This is a genomic window from Polaromonas sp. P3_B4 (genome assembly GCF_056402835.1).
In genome coordinates, this window is sequence record NZ_JBFUGQ010000002.1 from 553,348 (window position 1) to 574,168 (window position 20,821).

Sequence of the window (20,821 nt, forward strand, 5' to 3'; positions counted from 1 at the left end):
AAGTCAAACGGCCTCAAAACCGTGATCAAGGAGACGATATGAAAATCTGGTCGGCAATTTTTTCCGCAGCGCTTGCGTTAACCCTGACTTTGGGGGGAGCGCCTGCTGACGCCAAACGACTGGGCGGTGGTTCGTCATTTGGCAAGCAGTCGTCCAACGTGACCAAGCGTGAGGCGGCGCCTGGTGGCGCCAATGCCGCCAAACCGGCGGCCCCTGCGGCAACGCCGGCGCCTGTTGCGCCCAAAAAACCCTGGGGCGCCATGCTGGGCGGCCTGGCCGCAGGTCTGGGCCTGGCCTGGCTGGCTTCATCGCTGGGCCTGGGCGGCGCCTTCGGCCAGATCATCATGTTTGCCTTGCTGGCGCTGGTGGTCATGCTGGTGATCGGCTTCATCATGCGCAAATTCAAGGGCGGAGCGGCTGGCGCGCAAGGCTCTGCGCCCGGGCAGGCGCCTTTTGCCTTCCAGGGTGCGGGCAACGCCACCACCCCCAAGAACTACAGCCCTGAGAACGTCGGCAACGATGCATCCGCGCGCCCCTGGGAACGCAGCAGCATGGCTTTTGATGCCAACAAATACGATGCGGCAGCGCCCGCAGGCGGTTCCATGATCGGCTCGGCCTTGCTGGGTGCGCAGTCCTGGGGCGTTCCGGCCGGTTTTGACGCCGAAGGCTTCCTCAAGGCCAGCAAGGCCAACTTCGTCACGCTGCAGGATGCCTGGGATCGCTCCGACATCCAGAACCTGCGCGCCATGATGACGGACGACATGCTCGAGCAGATCAAGACCCAGCTCGCCGACCGCGAGTCACACACCGGCGGTGTGGTCAACAAGACCGAGGTCGTGATGCTGGATGCGCAATTGCTGGGCATCGAGGAACTGAGCGATGTCTACATGGCCAGCGTGGAGTTTTCCGGCATGATCCGCGAAGACGCCTCCGCAGGCGCCAGCCCCTTCCGCGAAGTCTGGAACATGACCAAGCCACGCAGCGGCGGCAGCGGCTGGCTGGTCGCCGGCGTGCAAGCTCTCCAATAACCCCCGTCCAGGCTCACTTCTTGTAGCCTGTTCCCCCCTTTCAGGGGGCGGCGCCTGCGGCCCGGCAAAGCCGGTTCCGCGGCCCCCGCTGGTGAAATACCTCCAGTGGTAGTGCCCAAAGAATTCTTCAAGCCAGCATGAGCCGCGGGACTGGCTTCGCCGGACCGCAGGCGGGCGGCCCCCTCGGGGGGCAGGGAGCTACACGAAGTGAGCGACCGTGGGGGCCACATTGCTGTCAAAATCGGGGACGTATGAATACCACGACGTCCCCATTTTCTTTTCTGGAATCCATTGCCACCCGCTTTCAGCCGCCCGCCTGGGTGGTGGATGAGGGGCAGCAACGGCTGGTGCTCTTCCTGAACCATGTCCTGATGCAGGAAAAGCAGGCGCAGGACCGTCTGCTGCGGCAAAAGGGGCGCGTGGTGCATCTGCGCTGGGGCCTGTTTGCGATTGACCTGGTGGTGACACCCGCGGGCCTGGTGGACCGGGCCCAGCCCGCTGCCAAGCCGGACCTGTTGCTGGCTGTGGCTACTGAATCGCCGCTGACCGTGATGCAGTCTGTGCTGGCCGGCAAGCCGCCGCCGGTGAAAATTGAGGGTGATGTGCAGCTGGCCGCCGAACTGGGCTGGCTGGCTGAAAACCTGCGCTGGGATGCCGAAGAGGACCTTTCCCGGCTGATCGGTGATGCTCCTGCGCATGCAGTGGCCGATGCCGGGCGGCGAATCTTTGCCGGGCTCAAGCAATTTTTGGCAAGTACACCTCTTGCGTCGGTTCCTCCTTCGTCCGCGGCAGCAACCTCCGGCGCCCAACCTTCTGAAACGGCGCCCAAGGCGGGTCCTTCTGCGGCAGGCGGCGATGCCGAGCCAGTGAAAGCACCTGCTGCATGAGTCGCCTCTTCAGAGGTGTTTTTATTGTCTGGACCGTGCTCCGGTTTGGCCTGGATGAGCTGGTGCTCTCCAGTTTCGAACGTCCCTGGATCCGTTTGCTGACCCGCATCGTCTCGCTGGGCCGCAACCTGAAGGCTCCGCGTGGCGAGCGCCTGCGCGAAGCGCTTGAAAGCCTGGGCCCCATCTTTGTCAAGTTCGGCCAGGTCATGTCTACCCGGCGCGACCTGCTTCCGCCCGACATCGCCGACGAGCTTGCGCGCCTGCAGGACCGGGTGCCGCCTTTTGAGTCCGCCGTCGCCGTCGCCATCATCGAAAAAGCCTTTGGCCGGCCGCTGGACCGCATCTTTGCCAGCTTCGAACAAATTCCCGTAGCCAGCGCCTCGATTGCCCAGGTGCATTTCGCCACCTTGCCAAATGGCCGCGAAGTGGCCGTCAAGGTGCTGCGGCCCAACATGCTGCCTGCCATTGAGAAAGACCTGGCGCTGATGCACATGATGGCCGGCTGGGTGGAAGGCGCGTCTGCTGATGGTAAACGCCTCAAGCCCCGCGAGGTGGTGGCCGAGTTCGATAAATACCTGCACGACGAGCTGGACCTGCTGCGTGAGGCGGCCAATGCGGCCCAGCTGCGCCGCAACATGCAAAACCTCGACCTGGTGATGATCCCTGAAATGGTCTGGGACTTCTGCATGCCCGACGTCATGGTGATGGAGCGCATGAAAGGCGTTCCGATCAGCCAGGCCCAGCGCCTGCGCGATGCCGGTGTCGACATGAAAAAACTGGCGCGCGACGGCGTCACCATTTTTTTCACCCAGGTGTTCCGCGACGGTTTTTTCCATGCAGACATGCACCCCGGCAATATCCAGGTCAGCCTGGCGCCGGAAACATTCGGTCGGTACATCTCGCTGGATTTCGGCATCGTGGGCACCCTGACCGAGGTCGACAAGGAATACCTCGCACAGAATTTCAGCGCGTTTTTCCAGCGCGACTACAAACGGGTGGCCGAGTTGCATCTGGAATCCGGCTGGGTTCCGCCCGAGACTCGGGTGGACGAGCTGGAAGCCGCCATCCGCGCGTGCTGCGAACCCTACTTCGACCGGCCGCTCAGGGAAATTTCGCTGGGCCTGGTGCTGATGCGGCTGTTTCAGACTTCGCGCCGTTTCCATGTCGAAATCCAGCCCCAGCTGGTGCTGCTGCAAAAGACCCTGTTGAACATCGAGGGCCTGGGCCGCGAGCTGGATCCTGACCTGGACCTTTGGAGCACCGCCAAGCCCTTTCTCGAAAAATGGATGCTCGAACAGGTGGGTCCGGAAAAATTGCTGGCGCAGCTCAAGGCGGAGGCGCCTGCTTATGCCAAGCTGCTCCCCGGTTTGCCGCGCCTGCTGTCCCAGTACCTGAAATCGCCCCCCGGAATCAACCGACGAGAGCTTGAGGAACTGCTGTATGAGCAAAAGCGTACCAACAAGCTGCTGCAAAGCCTGATTTATGGCGGTTTGGGCTTTGTGTTGGGGCTGATTGCCATGCAGGTTGTCCTGCGGGTACGGGTGTTTTAGGGCCGGCCGGGGAAGGTCTCAACGGCCTATAATTGAGGGCTTTGCATCTGGGAGCCTTTTCCAGGCAAATTCCCCGGGATATTCCCGGGAATACCCCGGGGACAGCCCCTCAAAGCCTTAAGCACTATGCCAATCTACGCCTATAAATGCGAGTCCTGTGGGCATGCCAAGGACGTTCTGCAAAAAATCTCCGATGCGCCCCTCTCGGTGTGTCCGCAATGCGGCGAACCCGCGTTCAAAAAGCAGGTCACGGCGGCGGGTTTCCAGCTCAAGGGCTCGGGCTGGTACGTGACGGACTTCCGCGGCGGCAACAGCACGGGTGTGCCAGCACCCAAGACCGACGGCGGCGAAGCCGGCACTGCCAGCGGCAACGGTTCGGACAGCAAGCCGGCCGATTCCGGTGCAGCCGCGCCGGCAAGCACCGCAGCAGCCCCCGCTCCCGCGCCGGCCGCGCCCGCCAAGACTTCGGCCAGCGACTCCTCTTCCAAGACTTCCTCGTGATGGCTTCGATCCGCCGATGGCTTCTGGCCGGACTGTTGGTGCTGGTGCCCCTGGCCATCACGCTGTGGGTGCTCGACTGGATCGTCGGCACGCTGGACCAGACGCTGCTGATTCTTCCCGGCGCCTGGCATCCCGACAAGCTGCTGGGTTTCCATATCCCCGGTTTCGGCGTGTTGCTGACGCTGCTGATCGTGCTGCTGATGGGCGCGGTTGCCAGCAATTTCTTCGGCAAGAAACTGGTCCGCTGGGGCAACTCGTTCCTGAGCCGCATTCCCATCGTCCGATCCATCTATTCCAGCGTAAAGCAGGTCTCCGATACGGTGTTTTCGGAAAACGGCAATGCCTTTCGCAAGGCCTTGCTGGTTCAGTGGCCGCGTGAAGGTGTCTGGACCATCGGCTTTCTGACGGGACTGCCCGGCGGCGATGTGGTCAATCACCTGCAGGGCGATTACCTGAGTGTTTATGTACCCACCACGCCCAATCCCACCGGTGGCTATTTTGTGATGCTGAAAAGAAGCGACTGCATTGAGCTCCAGATGAGCGTCGATGAGGCTTTGACCTACGTGATTTCCATGGGCGTCGTGGTGCCCTCCAAACCTGTACCGCGGCCGCTGACTCCTCCCCTGTAAACCGCGAAAATTGCAACATTGCGCGCGAGGCGCTGAAAGTCCGAGATTTTTTATGGCTATCGTTTCCCAAATGCGTTCGAACTATTGCGGTCTGGTGACCGAGGCCTTGCTGGGCCAAACCGTGAGCCTGTGCGGCTGGGTCAATCGCCGCCGCGACCATGGCGGGGTGATTTTCATCGACCTGCGCGACCGCGAAGGCTATGTCCAGGTGGTCTGCGACCCGGACCGCGCCGACATGTTTAAAACTGCTGAAGGCGTGCGCAACGAATTCTGCGTGCAGGTCAAAGGCGTGGTGCGGGCCCGCCCTGAAGGCACGACCAACGACAACCTCAAAAGCGGCAAGGTCGAGGTGCTGTGCCACGAACTGATCGTGCTGAACCCGAGCGTGACGCCGCCGTTCCAGCTTGACGACGACAACCTGTCGGAGACGACGCGCCTCACGCACCGTGTGCTGGATTTGCGCCGCCCCTACATGCAGAACAACCTGATGCTGCGCTACCGCGTGGCCATGGAAACGCGCAAGTTCCTTGATGCCAACGGCTTCATCGACATCGAAACCCCGATGCTGACCAAGAGCACGCCTGAAGGCGCGCGCGATTACCTGGTGCCCAGCCGTGTCAACGAAGGCATGTTCTTCGCGCTGCCGCAAAGCCCGCAGCTGTTCAAGCAGCTGCTCATGGTGGCGGGCTTTGACCGCTACTACCAGATCACCAAGTGCTTCCGTGACGAAGACCTGCGTGCCGACCGCCAGCCCGAATTCACGCAGATCGATATCGAGACGTCCTTCATGGGCGAGCAGGACATCCGTGACCTGTTTCAGGGCATGATCAGCAACATTTTCAAGACCGTGCTCAACACCGACCTGGGCGAATTCCCGGTGATGGCCTACAGCGAAGCCATGCACCGCTTCGGTTCCGACAAACCTGATTTGCGCGTGAACCTGGAGTTCACGGAACTCACCGAAGTCATGGCCACGGTGGACTTCAAGGTTTTCAGCACGCCTGCCACCACTGCCGGCGGCCGTGTGGTTGCCCTGCGCGTTCCCGGCGGGTCCGAAATGAGCCGCGGCGAGATCGACGGCTACACCGAGTTCGTCAAGATCTACGGTGCCAAGGGCCTGGCCTGGATCAAGGTCAATGACATCACCAAGGGCCGTGACGGCCTGCAAAGCCCCATCGTCAAGAACATCCATGACGCGGCGATTGCGGAAATCCTCAAGCGCACCGGGGCCCAGAACGGCGACATCCTTTTCTTCGGCGCCGACAAGGCCAAAGTCGTCAACGACAGCATTGGCGCGTTGCGCCTCAAAGTCGGTCACAGTGAGTTCGGCAAGAAAACCGGCCTCTTCACCAAAGGCTGGAAGCCGCTGTGGGTGGTTGATTTTCCGATGTTCGAATTTGACGAGGAAGGCCAGCGCTGGAGCGCGGTGCACCACCCGTTCACCGCACCCAAGGACGGACACGAAGACTGGATGGATACCGACCCGGGCCGCTGTATTGCCAAAGCGTATGACATGGTGCTCAATGGCTGGGAGTTGGGCGGCGGTTCGGTCCGTATCCACCAGGCGGACGTGCAGAGCAAGGTGTTCAATGCCCTGAAGATCGGCCCGGAGGAAGCGCAGCAGAAGTTCGGTTTCCTGCTGGACGCATTGCAGTACGGTGCCCCCCCCCACGGCGGCCTGGCCTTCGGTCTGGATCGCATCGTCACCATGATGACGGGCGCCGACTCGATCCGCGACGTGATCGCATTTCCCAAAACCCAGCGCGCGCAGGATCTGCTCACGCACGCGCCCAGCCCCGTCGACGAGAAACAACTGCGCGAACTGCATATTCGCCTGCGCAACCCACAGCCAGTTTAATGTGGCCCCCACGGTCGCTCGCTGCGCGTAGCTTCCTGCCCCCCGAGGGGGCGCTCTTTTCCTTGGGGCGGCCCGGCGGAAAAGCCTGTCGCTCACAAGCAAGTGCACGCATCTGAGTGACGAGGGGATACCTTGAAAGCCTTCAAGATCCCCGAATCCGTGCTGGTCGTCATTCACACACCGCAGCTGGACGTGCTGCTGATCGAGCGCGCCGACAACCCGGGCTTCTGGCAGAGCATCACAGGCTCCAAAGATATGGCGGGCGAGCCCTTGCTGCAGACCGCGGTGCGCGAGGTGCTGGAAGAGACCGGCATCGCAGCCGCGCCCGGCCAGTTTCGCGACTGGGGCCTGTCCAACGTCTACGAAATTTATCCAGTCTGGCGCGCCAGGTATGCGCCCGGCATCACCCACAACACCGAACATGTCTTCAGCCTGTGCTTGCCCCAGGCCTGCGATGTAAAGCTCAGCCCCAGGGAGCACACTGCCTGGCAATGGCTGCCGCACTACGCCGCTGCCGACCTGTGTTTTTCCCCTTCAAATGCGGAAGCGGTGCTCCTCCTGCCGAAATTCATGGCTTGAGCCGCGCAGCGCGCAGGCGCAACACTTTGTGAGTTTGGCGTTTCACTGGATTGGCAAACATCGGCCAGTCGGTTCAAATGGAATGGACCTTCCCGCCAACTCTCCACACTTCCAGGGAAAAAGCCGCTGGCCATGTTTCCACTCCACAAGTCCGGTGCGTTGCAACTGCTTCAGGGCGGCCGGGACTTTTTCCCTGCACTCGTCAAGGCCCTGGATGCGGCGCAGACCTGGATCCAGCTGGAAACCTATATTTTTGATTTCAACGGTGCTGGTGCGGATGTCGCCGAAGCACTGGTTCGCGCGGCCCGGCGCGGCGTAACGGTGCAGGTGCTGGTCGACGGCATAGGCACCGGCCCCCTTCCGGCCGAGTGGCGCGAAAAATTCGCGGCGTCGAAAGTCGACTGGTGCGTGTACTCGCCCCTGGGGACGGGCCTGAGCCGCCTGGGTCTGCTCCTGCCGGAGCGCTGGCGCCGGCTGCACCGCAAGCTCTGCGTGGTCGACCAGCACACGGTGTTTTGCGGCGGCATCAATGTGCTCGATGATTTCTACGATCCCAACCACGGGGAGCTCCAGACTCCGCGCGTCGATTTCGCCGTGGCTGCCACCGGGCCGCTGGCAGAGGAGGCCGCTGATGCCATGGCGCTGCTGTGGTGGCGTGTGCAGGCTGGCTACAGTGCGCGGCAGCGTCACATGGCCGCCGCATGGGAGAACTTCAAGGCAGCGGGCTATGGCGGGCGTACCGGCACCACATCGCTCGCGGCGGGTAACGGGTCTGGCGTTGCCGGCCCCAAGGCAGCGCTGATCCTGCGCGACAACCTGCGTAATCGCAGCAGCATCGAGCGCGCCTACCGCAGGGCCATCGGCAAGGCGCACCGGGAGATCATCATTGCCAACGCCTATTTTCTGCCGGGCGGCAAGCTGCGGCGCGCCCTCATCGGGGCGGCCAAACGCGGCGTGCGTGTCACCTTGCTGCTGCAGGGGCGCTACGAGTACTTCATGCAATACCATGCGGCCCGGCCCGTCTACGGTGCCCTGCTGGAAGCCGGCGTGGAAATCCATGAATACGAGGCCGGTTTCCTGCATGCCAAGGTGGCCGTGGTGGACGGGCATTGGGCCACCGTGGGTTCGTCCAACCTGGATCCCCTGAGCCTGCTGCTGGCCCGCGAGGCCAATGTGGTGGTCGAGGACAAGGCCTTTGCCGAAAGCCTGGCGGGTATTGTGCGCGAGGCCATGGCGAAACAGGGGCGGCGCATGGAGCCGGCCGACCACAGCCATCGCCCCTTTGGCCAGCGGCTGCGAGGCTGGATAGCCTATGCCCTGGTGCGGCTGGCGCTGCTGGTGGCAGGCCAGCGTTATTGATGCGTCTTGTGCCAGCCCGGCCGTCATGCCGTTAGCTATGAATTTGATAGCTGCTTGCGCTCATGAGGAAAGGGCTGGAGGCCAAAAACCTTATCAAATTCCGGACAAGACGGTTTAGGGGCAGGCTGGTAATATCTGGCATGCTTATGAAATCCGATACGCCCCCCCAGGACGCGACCGACGAGGGCACGCCCGTCTCCGTCAAGATCCGCGAACGCCTGGCCCAGGCCCGCAAGCGCTTTCACGCCAACGACAACATCGCCAAGTTCATTGAACCGGGCGAACTCGAAAAGCTGCTGGACGAAGTGACCGGCAAGATGCAGGGCGTGCTCGACAGCCTGGTGATCGACACTGACGGCGACCACAACACCAACAACACTGCGCGCCGCGTGGCCAAGATGTACCTCAACGAGGTGTTCAAGGGCCGCTACGTGCATGCGCCCACCATCACCGAGTTTCCCAACGCCGAGCACCTCAACGAGCTGATGATCGTCGGCCCCATCACCGTGCGCAGCGCCTGCTCCCACCATTTCTGCCCGGTGATCGGCAAGATCTGGATCGGCGTGCTGCCCAATGAGCACACCAATGTGATCGGCCTCTCCAAATACGCGCGCCTGGCCGAATGGGTTATGGGCCGCCCGCAGATCCAGGAAGAAGCGGTGGTGCAGCTGGCCGACCTCATCATGGAAAAAACCCAGCCCGACGGCCTGGCCATCGTGATGGAGGCGAGCCACTACTGCATGGCCTGGCGCGGCGTGAAAGACATGGACAGCAAGATGATCAACTCGGTGATGCGCGGTGTGTTCCTGAAAGACTCGACCTTGCGCCGTGAATTCCTCGCTTTGATCCCGCAGAAAGGCTAACCATGCTCGTCCGTTTACTTTATGCAAGCCGCGCGGTCGATACCAGCCCCGAAGCCATCGAAGGCATCCTCTCGCAATCGCGCCAGCACAACCCCTCGTCGGGCATCACCGGCATTCTTTGTTATGGCGGCGGCATCTTCCTGCAGGCGATTGAAGGCGGCCGCATGGCGGTCAGCGAACTGTTCGGCCACATCCAGCAAGATGCCCGCCACAAGGACGTGATCCTCCTGCACTTCGAGGAAATCTCCGAGCGCCGTTTTGGCGGCTGGACCATGGGCCAGGTCAACCTGTCCAAGCTCAACCATTCCATCCTGCTCAAGTACTCCGAAAAAGCCGAACTCGACCCGTATTCGGTCTCTGGCAAGGTGTCGTTCGCGCTGCTCGAAGACCTGATGGCGACCGCCTCCATCTGCGGCAGGGTTTGAGGCCTGCGTACCGTCAGGCCTGACGCGTGTCTCCAGGCGCCCTGGCCCTCGTACTCCTCGCCGGACTGATTCACGCCAGCTGGAACATCGCCGCCAAGAAGGCCGGCGGTGATGCCCGCTTTGCCGCTTTTACCGGCCTGGTGCTGCTGGTGGCGTGGGCGCCGCTGGGCATCTGGTTCGGTATTGCCGAGCTGCCGCGCTGGGGTTGGGCGCAATGGCTGCTGCTGTGTGCCAGCGCCTTGCTGCACACCATCTATTACATTGTCCTATTGCGCGGCTACCGCAAGGCGGACCTCACCGTGGTCTATCCGCTGGCGCGGGGCTCAGGGCCGCTGCTGTCGTCGCTGGCCGCCATCTTGCTGCTGGGCGAGCAGATTTCCGCGCTGGGTCTGGCCGGTATCGCGGGTGTCGTGGGCGGCGTGTTTCTGGTCGCCGGCGGGCCGGGCTTGTGGCGCGCCTCGCACGACCCGGCGCAGCGCCAGCGGGTGCGCAAGGGCATGGTCTATGGCTTGTTGAGCGGCGCCTTTATCGCCAGCTACACCGTCGTCGATGGCTATGCGGTCAAGATCCTGCTGATGTCGCCGATCCTGGTGGATTACATGGGCTGCCTGCTGCGCATGCTGGTGCTGGCGCCCGCTTTGCTGCGCGACCCCGCTGCGGCCAGGGTGTTGTGGAAGCAGCAATGGAAGTACGCGGTGTTTGTCGGCGTCGTGAGCCCCGTGTCTTATGTGCTGGTGCTGTACGCCATGCAGACCGCGCCGCTGTCGCATGTGGCGCCTGCGCGCGAGGTGTCCATGTTGTTTGCCGCGCTGATAGGCGGCCACCTGCTGGGCGAGGGCGACCGTGCTTTACGTCTGATCGGCGCCGCCTGCATTGCGGCGGGTGTGATGGCGCTGGCGCTGGGTTGAGACCGTGATTGAGGCCGCGATGACAGTGCCCTTGCTGCTTGGCTGCGATTTCTCCAGCAGCCCGACCAAGAAAAAACCCATTGTTTTAGCCTTTGGTTCCATGTCTCATGGGCGCTGCGTGCTATCAAAAATAGAGCGACTGGAGTCCCTGGCGGCGTTTGGGCGCTGGCTGCAACAGCCCCAGCCCTGGCTGGGTGCGTTTGATTTTCCGTTTGGCCTGCCGCGTGAACTGGTGGCGCATCTGGGCTGGCCGCTGCAGTGGGAAGCCTGCATGCGCCACTATGCGGCCCTGAGCCGCGAAGACATCCGGAGCACCTTTGCCGCCTTCTGCAACGCGCGGCCAGTGGGCGGCAAGTTTGCCCATCGTGCCGCCGACGGCCCGGCCGGCTCCAGCCCCTCGATGAAATGGGTCAACCCACCCGTGGCCTACATGCTGCACGCCGGTGTGCCGCGCTTGCTCGCGGCGGGCGTGCACCTGCCCGGCCTGCATGACGGCGACACCCAACGTGTGGCGCTCGAAGCTTACCCGGGCCTGCTCGCGCGCGAGGTGCTGGGCAGCCGTTCTTACAAAAGCGACGACAAAGCCAGGCAGACGCCCGAGCGGCTGATCGCACGCAAAGACCTGATCACCGCGCTGGAGAACGGCCAAACGCGTCTGGGGCTGCGCCTCAAGGTCAGCCACGCGCAACGCGACCTGCTCGCCGACGACGCCAGCGGCGACAGCCTGGACGCCGTGCTGTGCCTGATGCAGGCGGCCTGGGCGGCGCAGCAGGGTGCTCCCCGCTACGGCTTGCCGGTGGAAATGGACACGCTGGAAGGATGGATCGTTACAGCGTGATCAGGGCGGGAACGAGGCTGTTTATTCGTACAGTATATTCAGGGCTTCCCCGCTTCTCTTTTGTTCTCTGAAAACTCATGCTCCTCCGGTCTCTGCGCACATCCCGGCCTTGATGGCTTTAATGCGCGCTGGCGACGACAGCACGGAAACGAAGCAGCCGGATCTTCAATGTTCATCAAGATTTCTGCCTCCAGGTCAATACTGGCGGGCGCAAACAGCTATCAATTTGGTAGCAAACTAATGTGACGAAAATTTCCGTAGTCAAGGCCGTGGGCGTGTTCTTTCTTGTGGCGCTCATGCATGGGGGCGTGTCGGCGCGCACGGCCTCGCCTCCCGTCGCGGCCTGGTCCGGAATCGTCACCTATGTGGTTGATGGCGACACCGTCCGGGTGCGCCCGGTAGCGGGGGGTAAACCGGTCAGCATTCGCATTCAGGGTATTGACGCGCCGGAAATCTGCCAGCCGGGCGGAGCCCTCGCGCGCGATGCGCTGATGCGCCGGCTTCTGGGCAAGCGTGTGGCGGTGCATGGCCAATACCACGACGACTACGGCCGCCTCCTGGCCAGGGTGGTGTTCAGCGGGGAAGATGCCGGCAAATGGATGGTCGCAAACGGTATGGCCTGGTCCTACCGCAGCCGCGGCAATGCAGGTCCCTATGCCCGGGCGGAAAAACGTGCCCAGGCCGCAAAGCTGGGACTGTTTGCATCGACAAAAGGCGCGCCGCCTGTGTATCCGGCGCTGTTCCGCAAGCAGCATGGAAGTTGCCACTGAAAAGACCCGGGCCTGGGGGTCTGCAAAAACTGCAGGATCCAGGCGCTGCGGTGGCCGCATCGCCGCCCGGTCACAACGAAAAAAGCAGGCACAGATTATCTGTAGCCTGCTTTTTTTAGCCACCTGCGCGGTGGCCCGGCCTGTTCAGCCGCTTACGCTCAAGGACGAACGACGATGTCGTTGCGCACACCCTTGACGTTCTTCACATTGCGGGCAATGTTTTCGGCCTGGGCTTTTTCAGCGCTGGACTTGGCAAAGCCGGACAGCTGAACCGTGCCATTGAGCGTTTCCACCTTGATGGAGGACGCTGCAACGGTTTTGTCCTCGATGAACTTGGCCTTGACGGACGTGGTGATGGCAGCGTCATCAACATAGGCGCCAGCAGTCTCCTGTCCACGCCCAACGGCGCAGCCGCTGCCGATGATGGTGATGCCTGCCAGTGCGGCGAATGCAATTGCGCGAGCGTATTTCATATTGTTTTCCTCTAAGTTGGTTTAATCGTCTGGTGCATGGTTAAAAAGGCCTGTCGACTGGCGGCACCACGCCGGCCGACCTGCGGTAATCGTTATTTCTCCAGCCAGTCCTTGAGCTCGTCGGCATGCTCTTCCTCATCGGCAAGAACATCTTCGAGGAGGCGGCGTGTCGTGGGGTCCTTGTCACCGATCAGTGCAATCATCTGGCGATAGGTTTCAACCGCGATGCGTTCGGCGATCAGGTTGACCCGCACCATGGTTTTGAGGTCACTGGATTCGTCGTAATCCGCATGGCTGCGCTGCAGCAGTGTGGCCGGCGAAAAGTCCGGCTCGCCGCCCAGCTGCACAATGCGCCGGGCAATGCGGTCCGCATGTCCGGATTCTTCATTGGCGTGGACCAGGAACTCGTCGGCAATGGGCGGCGACGACACACCGCTGGCCATGAAGTAGTGCCGCTTGTAACGCAATACGCAAACCAGTTCTGTTGCCAGTGCGTCATTCAGCAGCTTGACGATCGCGTCGCGGTGCGGCCCGTAGGCCGGCGTGATTGCGCCGTCGTTGAGGCTGCTCCGGGCTGCGTTCAGCCCTGTTTCATCGAGCACCAGCTCGTCGGGGGCGGTGCGGGAAAGCGTGGAGGTGTTCATCGTGTGTAGGGTGTTTTTTCAGGCTTGTGCGGCGCGCCAGACAGCATGGACAGCAAGGTGCCCGGGAGTTCGGACGTCTTGAGGGCGGCCAGCAGCAAGCCGCCAAGTGATACCAGGCGCCAGGGCCGCAGTACGACCGCTGCAGCGCCTGCCGCGGCTGCAATACCCAATAGCTGCAACGGCTTTTCTTCGGCGTACCTGTCAATCATCGGCCGGGCAATGTCAACTGCCACGCTCACGGGGTGATGTCGCCACCAGCTCCCCAAGGCATGTTTGAGAACGCCCCAGGTTCCGCGGTCGAGAAAGTGCGCCGGATCATTCTCCGGGCCGGTCTCTGCATTGCCCGGGTTTTCTTCATGGTCCAGCTTTTCCCGGCTCATGTGCCGGACAATGGCCTTGCGGCTGCTGGCCAGCCTTTCCTGCGGCGTTGGGGCGGTGAGGGTGGACATCGGTTCAGGCGGCCATGCGCAATGCGCGCGCGTCGCTGTCAATCTGGGCTTTCAACTCGGGAAAGCGTTCATTCGCGAAAGGTTTTTTCGCGCGCAATGCTGCCCCGATGGCGATGGCCAGTGCAATGCCCGGAACCACCACCAGTGCCCAGTGAAACTGGTTTTGAAGCGCCCCCAGCATGACGGCCGTTCCTGCGAGTCCCAAAAATACGGCGGCCGCCAGTACCGCAATCACCCACGCCACAGCCCGTGCAACCAGCTCGGCACCCGCATCGGAAGCCTCTTCATGAAAGAGCGCCGCGTAAGCAGAGACATGGTCCATGACGAGGTCAGGCCGCTGCACGATGGTGGAGAACAGGGGGTGAAGCATTGGTGGGGCGAATCTGCGTGCTGTGGTCGTACCGGAAAAGGGGCGGGCGCGAGCCTGGCGATCAGTAACGGTTTTGGTTGCGATGGCGTGCAGACGACACCAGCAGCGCAATGCCGGCACCGACGGCAGCGGCAATCAGCACCGAACGCAGGGGTTGCTCAGCAACATAACGGGTGGTTGCACCTGCGGCATTGGACAGCGACTGCTGCGCGCGATGCTTGGCTTCAGAGGCGATATCGAGGCTCTGACGGGCAAGGTGCTGGGCCTTGGATGCCAACATGTCCACGACGGGATCCACACTGCCGCGCAGTTCGCGCACTTTGGTTTCTGCCTTGTCGAATGCCTCGTTGGCATAGCTGCGGGTGGAGTCAACTGCTTTTTCTGCGTTCTGCAGCAACTCATCCGAGCTTTGGCGGGCGGTCTTGGTGGCGGTTTGGGTGTTCATGTCAGGTCCTTGGTGAGTTGAGTGAATGACGACGGAGATGCAAGGAGAGCGCGCGCCGCTCGCTCATAAAAAGCGTTCGGCACTCTCGGAATGGCTGGATCAATTCTTTCGGAGCAAGCTGATGACAAAGCTCACGATGGCCATGACGGCGAAGATGAAAAAGAGGATCTTGGCGATCTCGACGGCACCTGCGGCGATGCCACCAAAACCGAACACGGCAGCGATCAGCGCGATGATCAGGAAAACGACGGAGTAGTGCAGCATCTCGGGCTCCTTGCTTGGCTAAAAGGGGGTGGTGCTTCTTTTGAAACGCCTTCAGCAAGGTTAATGAGTGCCTTCAGTTTTCTTCATCGGCTGTCAGCGTGTGCCCCTGTCAGTTCGAGCGGCCATGCCCTGTAGGAGGTGACCGACATTTTGTTACGCTGGCAGCGCAGTGCATGCCTCGAAAAGCTGAGAGATGTTGAGCACTTTGGCGGGCAGGGCGCAGCAGCAGGTGACCTGCCCCGCGCCGCGTTCAGAGACCGGTCACAGTGTTTTGGGCAGCACTGCTGAAATGCGCGTGCCATCGCCTTCGGTGCTGGACACCGTCAGCCGTCCGCCTGCGGCTTCGACGCGATGGCGCATGCCGGCAAGGCCATGGCTTCCCGGGCCCACGCTCTCAAGCTTGAAGCCTTTGCCGTTGTCTTTGACTTCTACCGTGATGTAGCTGTCGAAGTTGTGAAGGCTGATCTCGGCTTGCCTGGCTTCTGCGTATTTGCCGATGTTTGTCAGTGACTCCTGCACCAGCCGGTAGATGGTCAGCTGCGCTGAGCCGCCGAGTTCCACAGGCTCCAGATCGGTGGTGATGGAGAGTCCGGAGCGTTCTTCAAACTCGCGTGCGAGGATCTCGAGAGAGGCGACCAGGCCGAGGTGCGACAGTGAGGACGGCCGCAGGTCTTCCACAATGCGGCGTTTCAGCGCAATGCCGCTGTTAAGCGTGTTGGTCAGGTGCGTGAGCCGCTCAGCCGCTTCCGGCAGATTGCCTGCCAGGCGGGATTTCAATCGGGCCACATCCAGTTTCGCGGCGGTCAAAAGTGCGCCCAGTTCGTCATGCAGTTCGCGCGCCAGGTGGCCCCGTTCGTCCTCGCGCACATTTTGGAGGTGGGTAGCCAGCTCGGCCAGGTTGGCGGTTCTTTCACGTACCTGTATTTCGAGGAAGTCGCGCTCGCGTTGCAGGGATTCCTGCTCGCGCCGGCCGGAAGCAAGCAGCGCCTTGGTCTGAAGGAGGTACATATAGAAAGCCAGCAGGCCCGCCAAAGCCATTGCCGCAATGCCGATGCGGGAGAGCTCCAGCGCCTTTTTGATCTGAACCTGCCCCTGTTCCATTTTGCTGACGCTGTTGGAGGCCAGTTTCGCGGACTGCGCGCGAATCGCCTCCATATGCTCCTTCCCGACGTCCGTGGTCAGGACAAATTTCCAGGCGTCCTCGTTGCCTTCCTTGCGCATGCGCACGCTCAGGTCCATTTCGGCCAGCTTGCGCGAAACATGCCTGGACATGACGCCGAACTCTGCAAGTTGATCCTGGTAAGGGGTGAACAGCCGGCGCAAGGCATCCAGGTTCTGGTCGATATCGGCCAGGGCGGAGTTGTAGGGCTCGAGATATCGAACGTCGCCGGTCAGCAGGTAGCCACGCTGCCCGGTTTCCGCGTCCAGCATGTGCTGCATCAACCGGTTGATGGCGCCGCGGGTTTGCTGGGCCTCCTCAATACTGGCCGCCGCCTCCGTGGATTTCTGGAAGCTTGCCTCGTTTATGAAGATAAGAATGGCGGCAGCCAGCACCGCCAGGGGCAGGCTGATGGCCATTTTTGGGATCGCAAATCGTTTCACGGCAAACTCCGTTCAGTCATTCGGTGAGAATTTCGTCAATAATGAACACTGAAAATCAATGCGGATGTCCTGCAGGCCATCTTTTTCATTGCGTTGCCCGCTTGCGCAGACCTTATAGAAAGACAGCGACATGATCAAAATTGGAATTGTGGACGACCATGCCATTGTGCGTTCTGGACTCAAACAGTTTTTTTCCGACCAGGTGGACCTGCGTGTCGTGGGAGAAGCCGGCAGTGGCCGCGAGGCAATTGATCTGGTGCGTAACGTTGAGCTGGATATTCTGGTCATGGACTTGTCCATGCCTGGGCAAAGCGGCATCGATGCGCTGGCCATGATTCGCGCCAAAGCGCCTGATGTCGGCATCCTCATTCTGAGCGGCTATCCTGAAGAGCACTATGCGGTCAACCTGATTCGCCAGGGCGCCAGCGGCTACCTGAACAAGGAATGCGATCCATCCGAGATTGTGGATGCGATCCGCGTGATTTCTCTTGGAAAACGCTACATAACCCCGGCGGTGGCAGAGCTCCTTGCGCAGCAGCTGAACCGGCCCAACGACGTGGCCTCTCACGAACAATTGTCCGAGCGGGAGTTCCAGGTTTTTCTCAAGCTGGCCAAGGGTGAAACCGCTGGCGACATTGCCAAGGCGCTTTCGCTGAGCGTGAAAACCGTGAGTACCTACAGGACGCGTGTCATGGAAAAAATGAGCCTGTCCTCCAACAGCGACCTGACCTACTACGCGCTCAAGAACAAGCTGATCGATTGAGTTCAATCTGAAATGGTGCTCTGCTGGATGCAATAGTCCACCAGGGCATCGATTTCGTTGGACTTGTCAAAAACGGCATCAACACCGAGCTGGGCACATCTCTGGCGGATGTCTGCAGTGGCGTAATTGCTGAGGACCACGACTTTTTGCGTGGAGGGGCGATCGCGGCAGGCAGCCAGCACACCCAAACCGCTTCCCTGTTTCAGAAACAGGTCAACAATCGCCAAATCCCAATCGCCGCTGTTCTCGACCAGCCAGGCCTTGCCTTCGTTTTCAGTTTCGGCGGTGCCTACCGCGTCAATGCCTGCCAATTCCTCAAGCGTCCCGATCAGATTCTCTCGAATGGTGGGATTGTCTTCTACGATGTACGTTTTCAGTCTCACTGCTCGGGTCCAGGTGGGAAGGCTACGTGCTTCTCGGAAATATTACAAAAGGCTCAAGAACGCGGTGTCCTTGTTTCCTAATGTATCTTTTTATTGTGGCCCATTCTGCCAGTGACCAAGGGCAGTGCCTGTAGGAGGTTTCCTACGACTCGCTCGAAAAAACTGTAGGCACATGCCCACAGCGTCTTATGGCGCTTGCCGACTGCCCTGTGGGGTGAGCTGACGCACATTGGATTCACTGTAGTTCAACGCGCTTGTAAGGGTGATGGACATTGTGGGCAGCCGCGCATTGTTGGCCATTACAGACTGCCCTTGCAATGGTTTGAACGATTCCTCCCCAGCACATGAACAACGTCTTGTCCTCATCGCCTCTTCTGCGTAGAACACTCATCGGCATTGCCGTATTGGCGGCGGGTCTGGTGCTGGTTGCGGTGTTTTTCCCCTGGGACATGCTTCGTGGCCCGATCAATCGTCATGTATCCGAGCAACTCGGAAGGCGATTTGAAATTACCCGGCACCTGTCGGTGCAGCTCGGACGCACTGCTACGGTCAAGGCCGATGGGGTGGAAATCGCGAACCCCGAATGGGCCAGCAAACCCTATCTGGTGACGGCAACTGCCGCAGAATTTGATATCCGGTTGTTGCCGCTTCTCTTTGGCCGGGTAGAGTTGCCCCGGATTGTGCTGACCGAGCCGCAGATTGGGCTTCAAATAGAGCCCGATGGCCGCCGGACCTGGGCCTTGTCACGGGATACGTCGGACGAAGGATCCGTTCCACGGATCGACGCGCTGGTCATCGACCGCGGCACGGTTGACTACCAGGCTGCAGCGCAAGGCGCCAATATCCATGTTCAGTTCTCACTGGCACAAGAAGCAAATGAGCAGTTGCCCCTGAGCTACAAGGCCACCGGCAAATGGAAAAACGAGTCCTTCAATGCGACTGGCCGCACCAGCGGCGTACTCCAGCTGAGTAAAGACCTCGAAGCGCCGTTTCAGGTAGAAGTGAACGCCGTAGCCGGCAAGACCAGCCTCAAGGCCAAAGGCTCGGTCTCCAATCTCGCGGAGCTGGCCGGCATCGACGCGACCTTCGACCTGCAGGGACGCAACCTGGAAGAACTCTACAAGCTCGTGGGCGTTGTGCTGCCTTCAACACCGCCCTACAAAGTCCGGGGCAAACTGGCCAGGCATGGCAAAGTGTGGGCCGCCACCCAAATGCAGGGCGTTCTGGGAAGTTCGGATATCAATGGGGCGCTCAGTTTTGACCAGTCCGCCGCCGTGCCGCTTCTGACCGGCAAGGTCCAGTCAAGGCTGCTTGATTTTGCCGACCTCGCGCCCGTGATCGGTCTGGCCCCATCAGGGAAGGCCACGCCTGCCAGTGCCGACACACCCGTCGCCAGGACTGACAGCGATTCGGTGGCGGCGGCGCCGGGCAGAAAAACGGTGCCCGCTGCACGCAAGGTTCTGCCTGTCGCAGCGCTTGATGTGACGCGGCTGCAGGCGATGAACGCCGACGTGATTTATTCGGCGGCTGATATACGGCATGTGAAAGTACTGCCGCTCGACAAGGGCAGCGTTCATGTTCAGCTTAAAGCCGGTGTTTTGCAACTCGAACCGATCTCGCTGGGCATTGCCGGCGGTACGGTGGCAGGGAGTATCCGCATCGACTCCAACCCTGTGCCCGCGGTTTTCACGACGCGGCTGGACCTGCGGGCCGTGCTGCTCAACCAGCTCTTTCCTGCCGTTGAAACGACCAAGAGCAGTCTGGGCAAGGTCAGCGGCCAGCTGGACCTGAAAGGGCGTGGAAATTCACTGGCACAAATGCTGGGAACCGCATCCGGCGACGTCGCCGTGTTGATGGGCAAGGGTGAGATCAGCAATATCCTGCTCGAATTCATGGGCCTGGACGGCGGAGAGGTGATCAAGTTCCTGGTTCGTGGTGACCGCAATGTGCAGTTGCGCTGCGCTGCTGCGGCTTTTGAAGTGAACAAAGGCGTGATGACTACCAAAACCATTGTTCTGGATACGGCAGATACGGTCATCAACGGCCGCGGAAAGATCAGCCTTGCCGATGAGACGCTGGACCTTGTTCTGGATCCGGCGCCCAAAGACCGCAGCATACTGAGCTTGCGGTCTCCCCTGAAGATTGGCGGTACCTTCGCCTCTCCATCGGCTGGCCCCGACAAGGGAGCCCTCGCGGGACGCGCAGCCGTTGCTATCGGACTGGGTGTGATCAATCCCTTGCTGGCATTGGCCGCTACCATTGAAACCGGACCGGGCCAGGACGAAAACTGTGCAGCGATTCTTGCGAAGGCCGCAGCGTCTGCTGCCGGTTCGCGGATGCCGGCATCGGCCACCAGATAAGGTTTCCCCGCGGCCTTTCGGCCGGATTCTTTCAGGGAATTTTTTTGGCCCCGCCGCCGCAGACTGCGCATGCCGCATGGGGCGCCATTTTCATCTCGCTCCATTCCATGTGTTTGCCGTCCAGCATCAACAGCCGTCCGGTTAACGACCCGCCGATGCCGCAGATCAGCTTCAGGGCTTCGGCCGCCTGCGTGCTGCCTATGATGCCGACCATCGGCGCGAAAACGCCCATCGTCGCGCAAAGGGCTTCCTCCAGCTGGTCTGATTCGGGAAACACGCAGGCATAGCACGGCGAATCCTCGCGCCGCGAATCGTAGACGGCGATCTGGCCGTCAAAACGGATGGCTGCACCCGATACCAATGGCTTGCGGTATTTGACGCAAGCGCGGTTGATGGCATGGCGCGTGGAGAAGTTGTCCGTGCAATCCAGCACAACATCGGCGTCATGGACCAGCTGATCGAGCAGCGCGCCTTCTGCGCGCCGGGTAACCGGGGTGACCACGACGTCAGGGTTGATGGCCGCGATGGACTGGGCAACGGATTCTGCCTTGAACGTCCCGATGCGAGACAGATTGTGGGCGATTTGCCGTTGCAGGTTGGTGGCATCCACCCGGTCATGGTCAGCGATGGTGATGCGGCCGACACCTGCACTGCCCAGATAAAGCGCGACGGGCGAGCCCAGCCCGCCCGCACCGACGATCAGCACATGTGACTGGAGGATTTTTTCCTGGCCTTCGATACCGATCTCGTCGAGCAGGATGTGCCGCGAGTAACGAAGCAGCTGTTCGTCGTTCATGAGGGGAAACCGTTCAGGCTGCAGGACGGGCTGGCCCGGAAGGGGCGGGCGGGATCCGGCGCAAGCCGGCTCCGCTC

General features: G+C 61.2%; 24 protein-coding genes. 15 read left to right on the forward strand and 9 right to left on the reverse strand.

Annotated elements, in window-relative coordinates:
• Positions 1-38 precede the first annotated feature (38 nt).
• From AC1DVV_RS19365 to AC1DVV_RS19425, 13 genes are all read left to right on the forward strand, one after another.
• A complete protein-coding gene (locus AC1DVV_RS19365) occupies positions 39-1,028 on the forward strand; it encodes a Tim44 domain-containing protein (RefSeq protein WP_477701738.1) in 990 nt (329 codons plus the stop codon).
• 251 nt (positions 1,029-1,279) lie between these two features.
• Complete coding sequence (locus AC1DVV_RS19370) at positions 1,280-1,915, forward strand: hypothetical protein (RefSeq protein ID WP_477666076.1); 636 nt, start codon at positions 1,280-1,282, stop codon at positions 1,913-1,915.
• Positions 1,912-3,465 carry a ubiquinone biosynthesis regulatory protein kinase UbiB gene (ubiB, locus tag AC1DVV_RS19375; protein ID WP_457279655.1) on the forward strand — a complete coding sequence of 518 codons (1,554 nt, stop codon included), beginning with the start codon at positions 1,912-1,914 and terminating at the stop codon, positions 3,463-3,465. The genes AC1DVV_RS19370 and ubiB overlap by 4 nt, the downstream gene beginning before the upstream one ends.
• 126 nt (positions 3,466-3,591) lie before the next feature.
• Positions 3,592-3,966, forward strand: a complete 375-nt coding sequence (locus tag AC1DVV_RS19380) for an FmdB family zinc ribbon protein (protein ID WP_457279654.1) — start codon at positions 3,592-3,594, stop codon at positions 3,964-3,966.
• A complete protein-coding gene (locus AC1DVV_RS19385; RefSeq protein ID WP_457279653.1) occupies positions 3,966-4,595 on the forward strand; it encodes a DUF502 domain-containing protein in 630 nt (209 codons plus the stop codon). Before AC1DVV_RS19380 ends, AC1DVV_RS19385 begins: the two co-directional genes overlap by 1 nt.
• A 52-nt stretch (positions 4,596-4,647) precedes the next feature.
• On the forward strand, positions 4,648-6,453 hold the full coding sequence (aspS, locus tag AC1DVV_RS19390) for an aspartate--tRNA ligase (RefSeq protein WP_457279652.1): 1,806 nt from the start codon (positions 4,648-4,650) through the stop codon (positions 6,451-6,453).
• Between the two features lie 132 nt (positions 6,454-6,585).
• Positions 6,586-7,032: a dihydroneopterin triphosphate diphosphatase gene (gene nudB / locus AC1DVV_RS19395; protein ID WP_477701740.1), complete on the forward strand. Its 447-nt coding sequence runs from the start codon at positions 6,586-6,588 to the stop codon at positions 7,030-7,032.
• 132 nt (positions 7,033-7,164) lie between these two features.
• The gene (gene clsB / locus AC1DVV_RS19400; RefSeq protein ID WP_457279650.1) at positions 7,165-8,391 is read left to right on the forward strand and encodes a cardiolipin synthase ClsB; all 1,227 of its coding nucleotides are present in this window, start codon (positions 7,165-7,167) and stop codon (positions 8,389-8,391) included.
• Between the two features lie 140 nt (positions 8,392-8,531).
• Positions 8,532-9,254 carry a GTP cyclohydrolase I gene (gene folE / locus AC1DVV_RS19405; protein WP_457279649.1) on the forward strand — a complete coding sequence of 241 codons (723 nt, stop codon included), beginning with the start codon at positions 8,532-8,534 and terminating at the stop codon, positions 9,252-9,254.
• A gap of 2 nt (positions 9,255-9,256) precedes the next feature.
• Positions 9,257-9,679, forward strand: coding sequence for a BLUF domain-containing protein (locus tag AC1DVV_RS19410; RefSeq protein WP_348045618.1), 423 nt, complete (start codon positions 9,257-9,259; stop codon positions 9,677-9,679).
• A gap of 26 nt (positions 9,680-9,705) precedes the next feature.
• The gene (locus tag AC1DVV_RS19415) at positions 9,706-10,587 is read left to right on the forward strand and encodes an EamA family transporter (protein ID WP_477690017.1); all 882 of its coding nucleotides are present in this window, start codon (positions 9,706-9,708) and stop codon (positions 10,585-10,587) included.
• A 19-nt stretch (positions 10,588-10,606) separates the two neighbouring features.
• A complete protein-coding gene (locus tag AC1DVV_RS19420) occupies positions 10,607-11,425 on the forward strand; it encodes a DUF429 domain-containing protein (RefSeq protein ID WP_457279646.1) in 819 nt (272 codons plus the stop codon).
• A 242-nt stretch (positions 11,426-11,667) separates the two neighbouring features.
• Positions 11,668-12,195, forward strand: a complete 528-nt coding sequence (locus AC1DVV_RS19425) for a thermonuclease family protein (RefSeq protein WP_477666081.1) — start codon at positions 11,668-11,670, stop codon at positions 12,193-12,195.
• Between the two features lie 158 nt (positions 12,196-12,353).
• Here the strand turns inward: AC1DVV_RS19425 and AC1DVV_RS19430 are convergent, their stop codons facing one another.
• From AC1DVV_RS19430 to AC1DVV_RS19460, 7 genes are all read right to left on the reverse strand, one after another.
• Positions 12,354-12,668: a BON domain-containing protein gene (locus AC1DVV_RS19430; RefSeq protein ID WP_457279644.1), complete on the reverse strand. Its 315-nt coding sequence runs from the start codon at positions 12,666-12,668 to the stop codon at positions 12,354-12,356.
• Between the two features lie 92 nt (positions 12,669-12,760).
• Positions 12,761-13,312, reverse strand: coding sequence for a ferritin-like domain-containing protein (locus AC1DVV_RS19435; RefSeq protein ID WP_477666082.1), 552 nt, complete (start codon positions 13,310-13,312; stop codon positions 12,761-12,763).
• Positions 13,309-13,761: a hypothetical protein gene (locus AC1DVV_RS19440; RefSeq protein WP_457279642.1), complete on the reverse strand. Its 453-nt coding sequence runs from the start codon at positions 13,759-13,761 to the stop codon at positions 13,309-13,311. The genes AC1DVV_RS19435 and AC1DVV_RS19440 overlap by 4 nt, the downstream gene beginning before the upstream one ends.
• A gap of 4 nt (positions 13,762-13,765) precedes the next feature.
• Positions 13,766-14,131: a hypothetical protein gene (locus AC1DVV_RS19445; RefSeq protein WP_457279641.1), complete on the reverse strand. Its 366-nt coding sequence runs from the start codon at positions 14,129-14,131 to the stop codon at positions 13,766-13,768.
• A 61-nt stretch (positions 14,132-14,192) separates the two neighbouring features.
• Positions 14,193-14,576 carry a glycine zipper domain-containing protein gene (locus AC1DVV_RS19450; protein ID WP_457279640.1) on the reverse strand — a complete coding sequence of 128 codons (384 nt, stop codon included), beginning with the start codon at positions 14,574-14,576 and terminating at the stop codon, positions 14,193-14,195.
• Positions 14,577-14,675: 99 nt separating this feature from the next.
• Entirely contained in the window at positions 14,676-14,840 is a 165-nt protein-coding gene (locus tag AC1DVV_RS19455) for a DUF1328 domain-containing protein (protein WP_457279639.1), read from the reverse strand.
• A gap of 261 nt (positions 14,841-15,101) precedes the next feature.
• A complete protein-coding gene (locus tag AC1DVV_RS19460; protein ID WP_457279638.1) occupies positions 15,102-16,442 on the reverse strand; it encodes a sensor histidine kinase in 1,341 nt (446 codons plus the stop codon).
• A gap of 130 nt (positions 16,443-16,572) precedes the next feature.
• Between AC1DVV_RS19460 and AC1DVV_RS19465 the strand changes: the two genes are divergently transcribed.
• Complete coding sequence (locus AC1DVV_RS19465; RefSeq protein WP_007867910.1) at positions 16,573-17,205, forward strand: response regulator; 633 nt, start codon at positions 16,573-16,575, stop codon at positions 17,203-17,205.
• Between the two features lie 2 nt (positions 17,206-17,207).
• On the opposite strand, the gene AC1DVV_RS19470 is transcribed toward AC1DVV_RS19465, so the two are convergent.
• Complete coding sequence (locus AC1DVV_RS19470) at positions 17,208-17,588, reverse strand: response regulator (RefSeq protein ID WP_457279637.1); 381 nt, start codon at positions 17,586-17,588, stop codon at positions 17,208-17,210.
• Positions 17,589-17,932: 344 nt separating this feature from the next.
• Between AC1DVV_RS19470 and AC1DVV_RS19475 the strand changes: the two genes are divergently transcribed.
• Entirely contained in the window at positions 17,933-19,948 is a 2,016-nt protein-coding gene (locus tag AC1DVV_RS19475; RefSeq protein ID WP_477701741.1) for an AsmA family protein, read from the forward strand.
• Positions 19,949-19,979: 31 nt separating this feature from the next.
• Here AC1DVV_RS19475 and AC1DVV_RS19480 read toward each other — a convergent pair whose 3' ends face one another.
• A complete protein-coding gene (locus AC1DVV_RS19480; protein ID WP_457279635.1) occupies positions 19,980-20,744 on the reverse strand; it encodes a HesA/MoeB/ThiF family protein in 765 nt (254 codons plus the stop codon).
• Between the last annotated feature and the right edge of the window lie 77 nt (positions 20,745-20,821).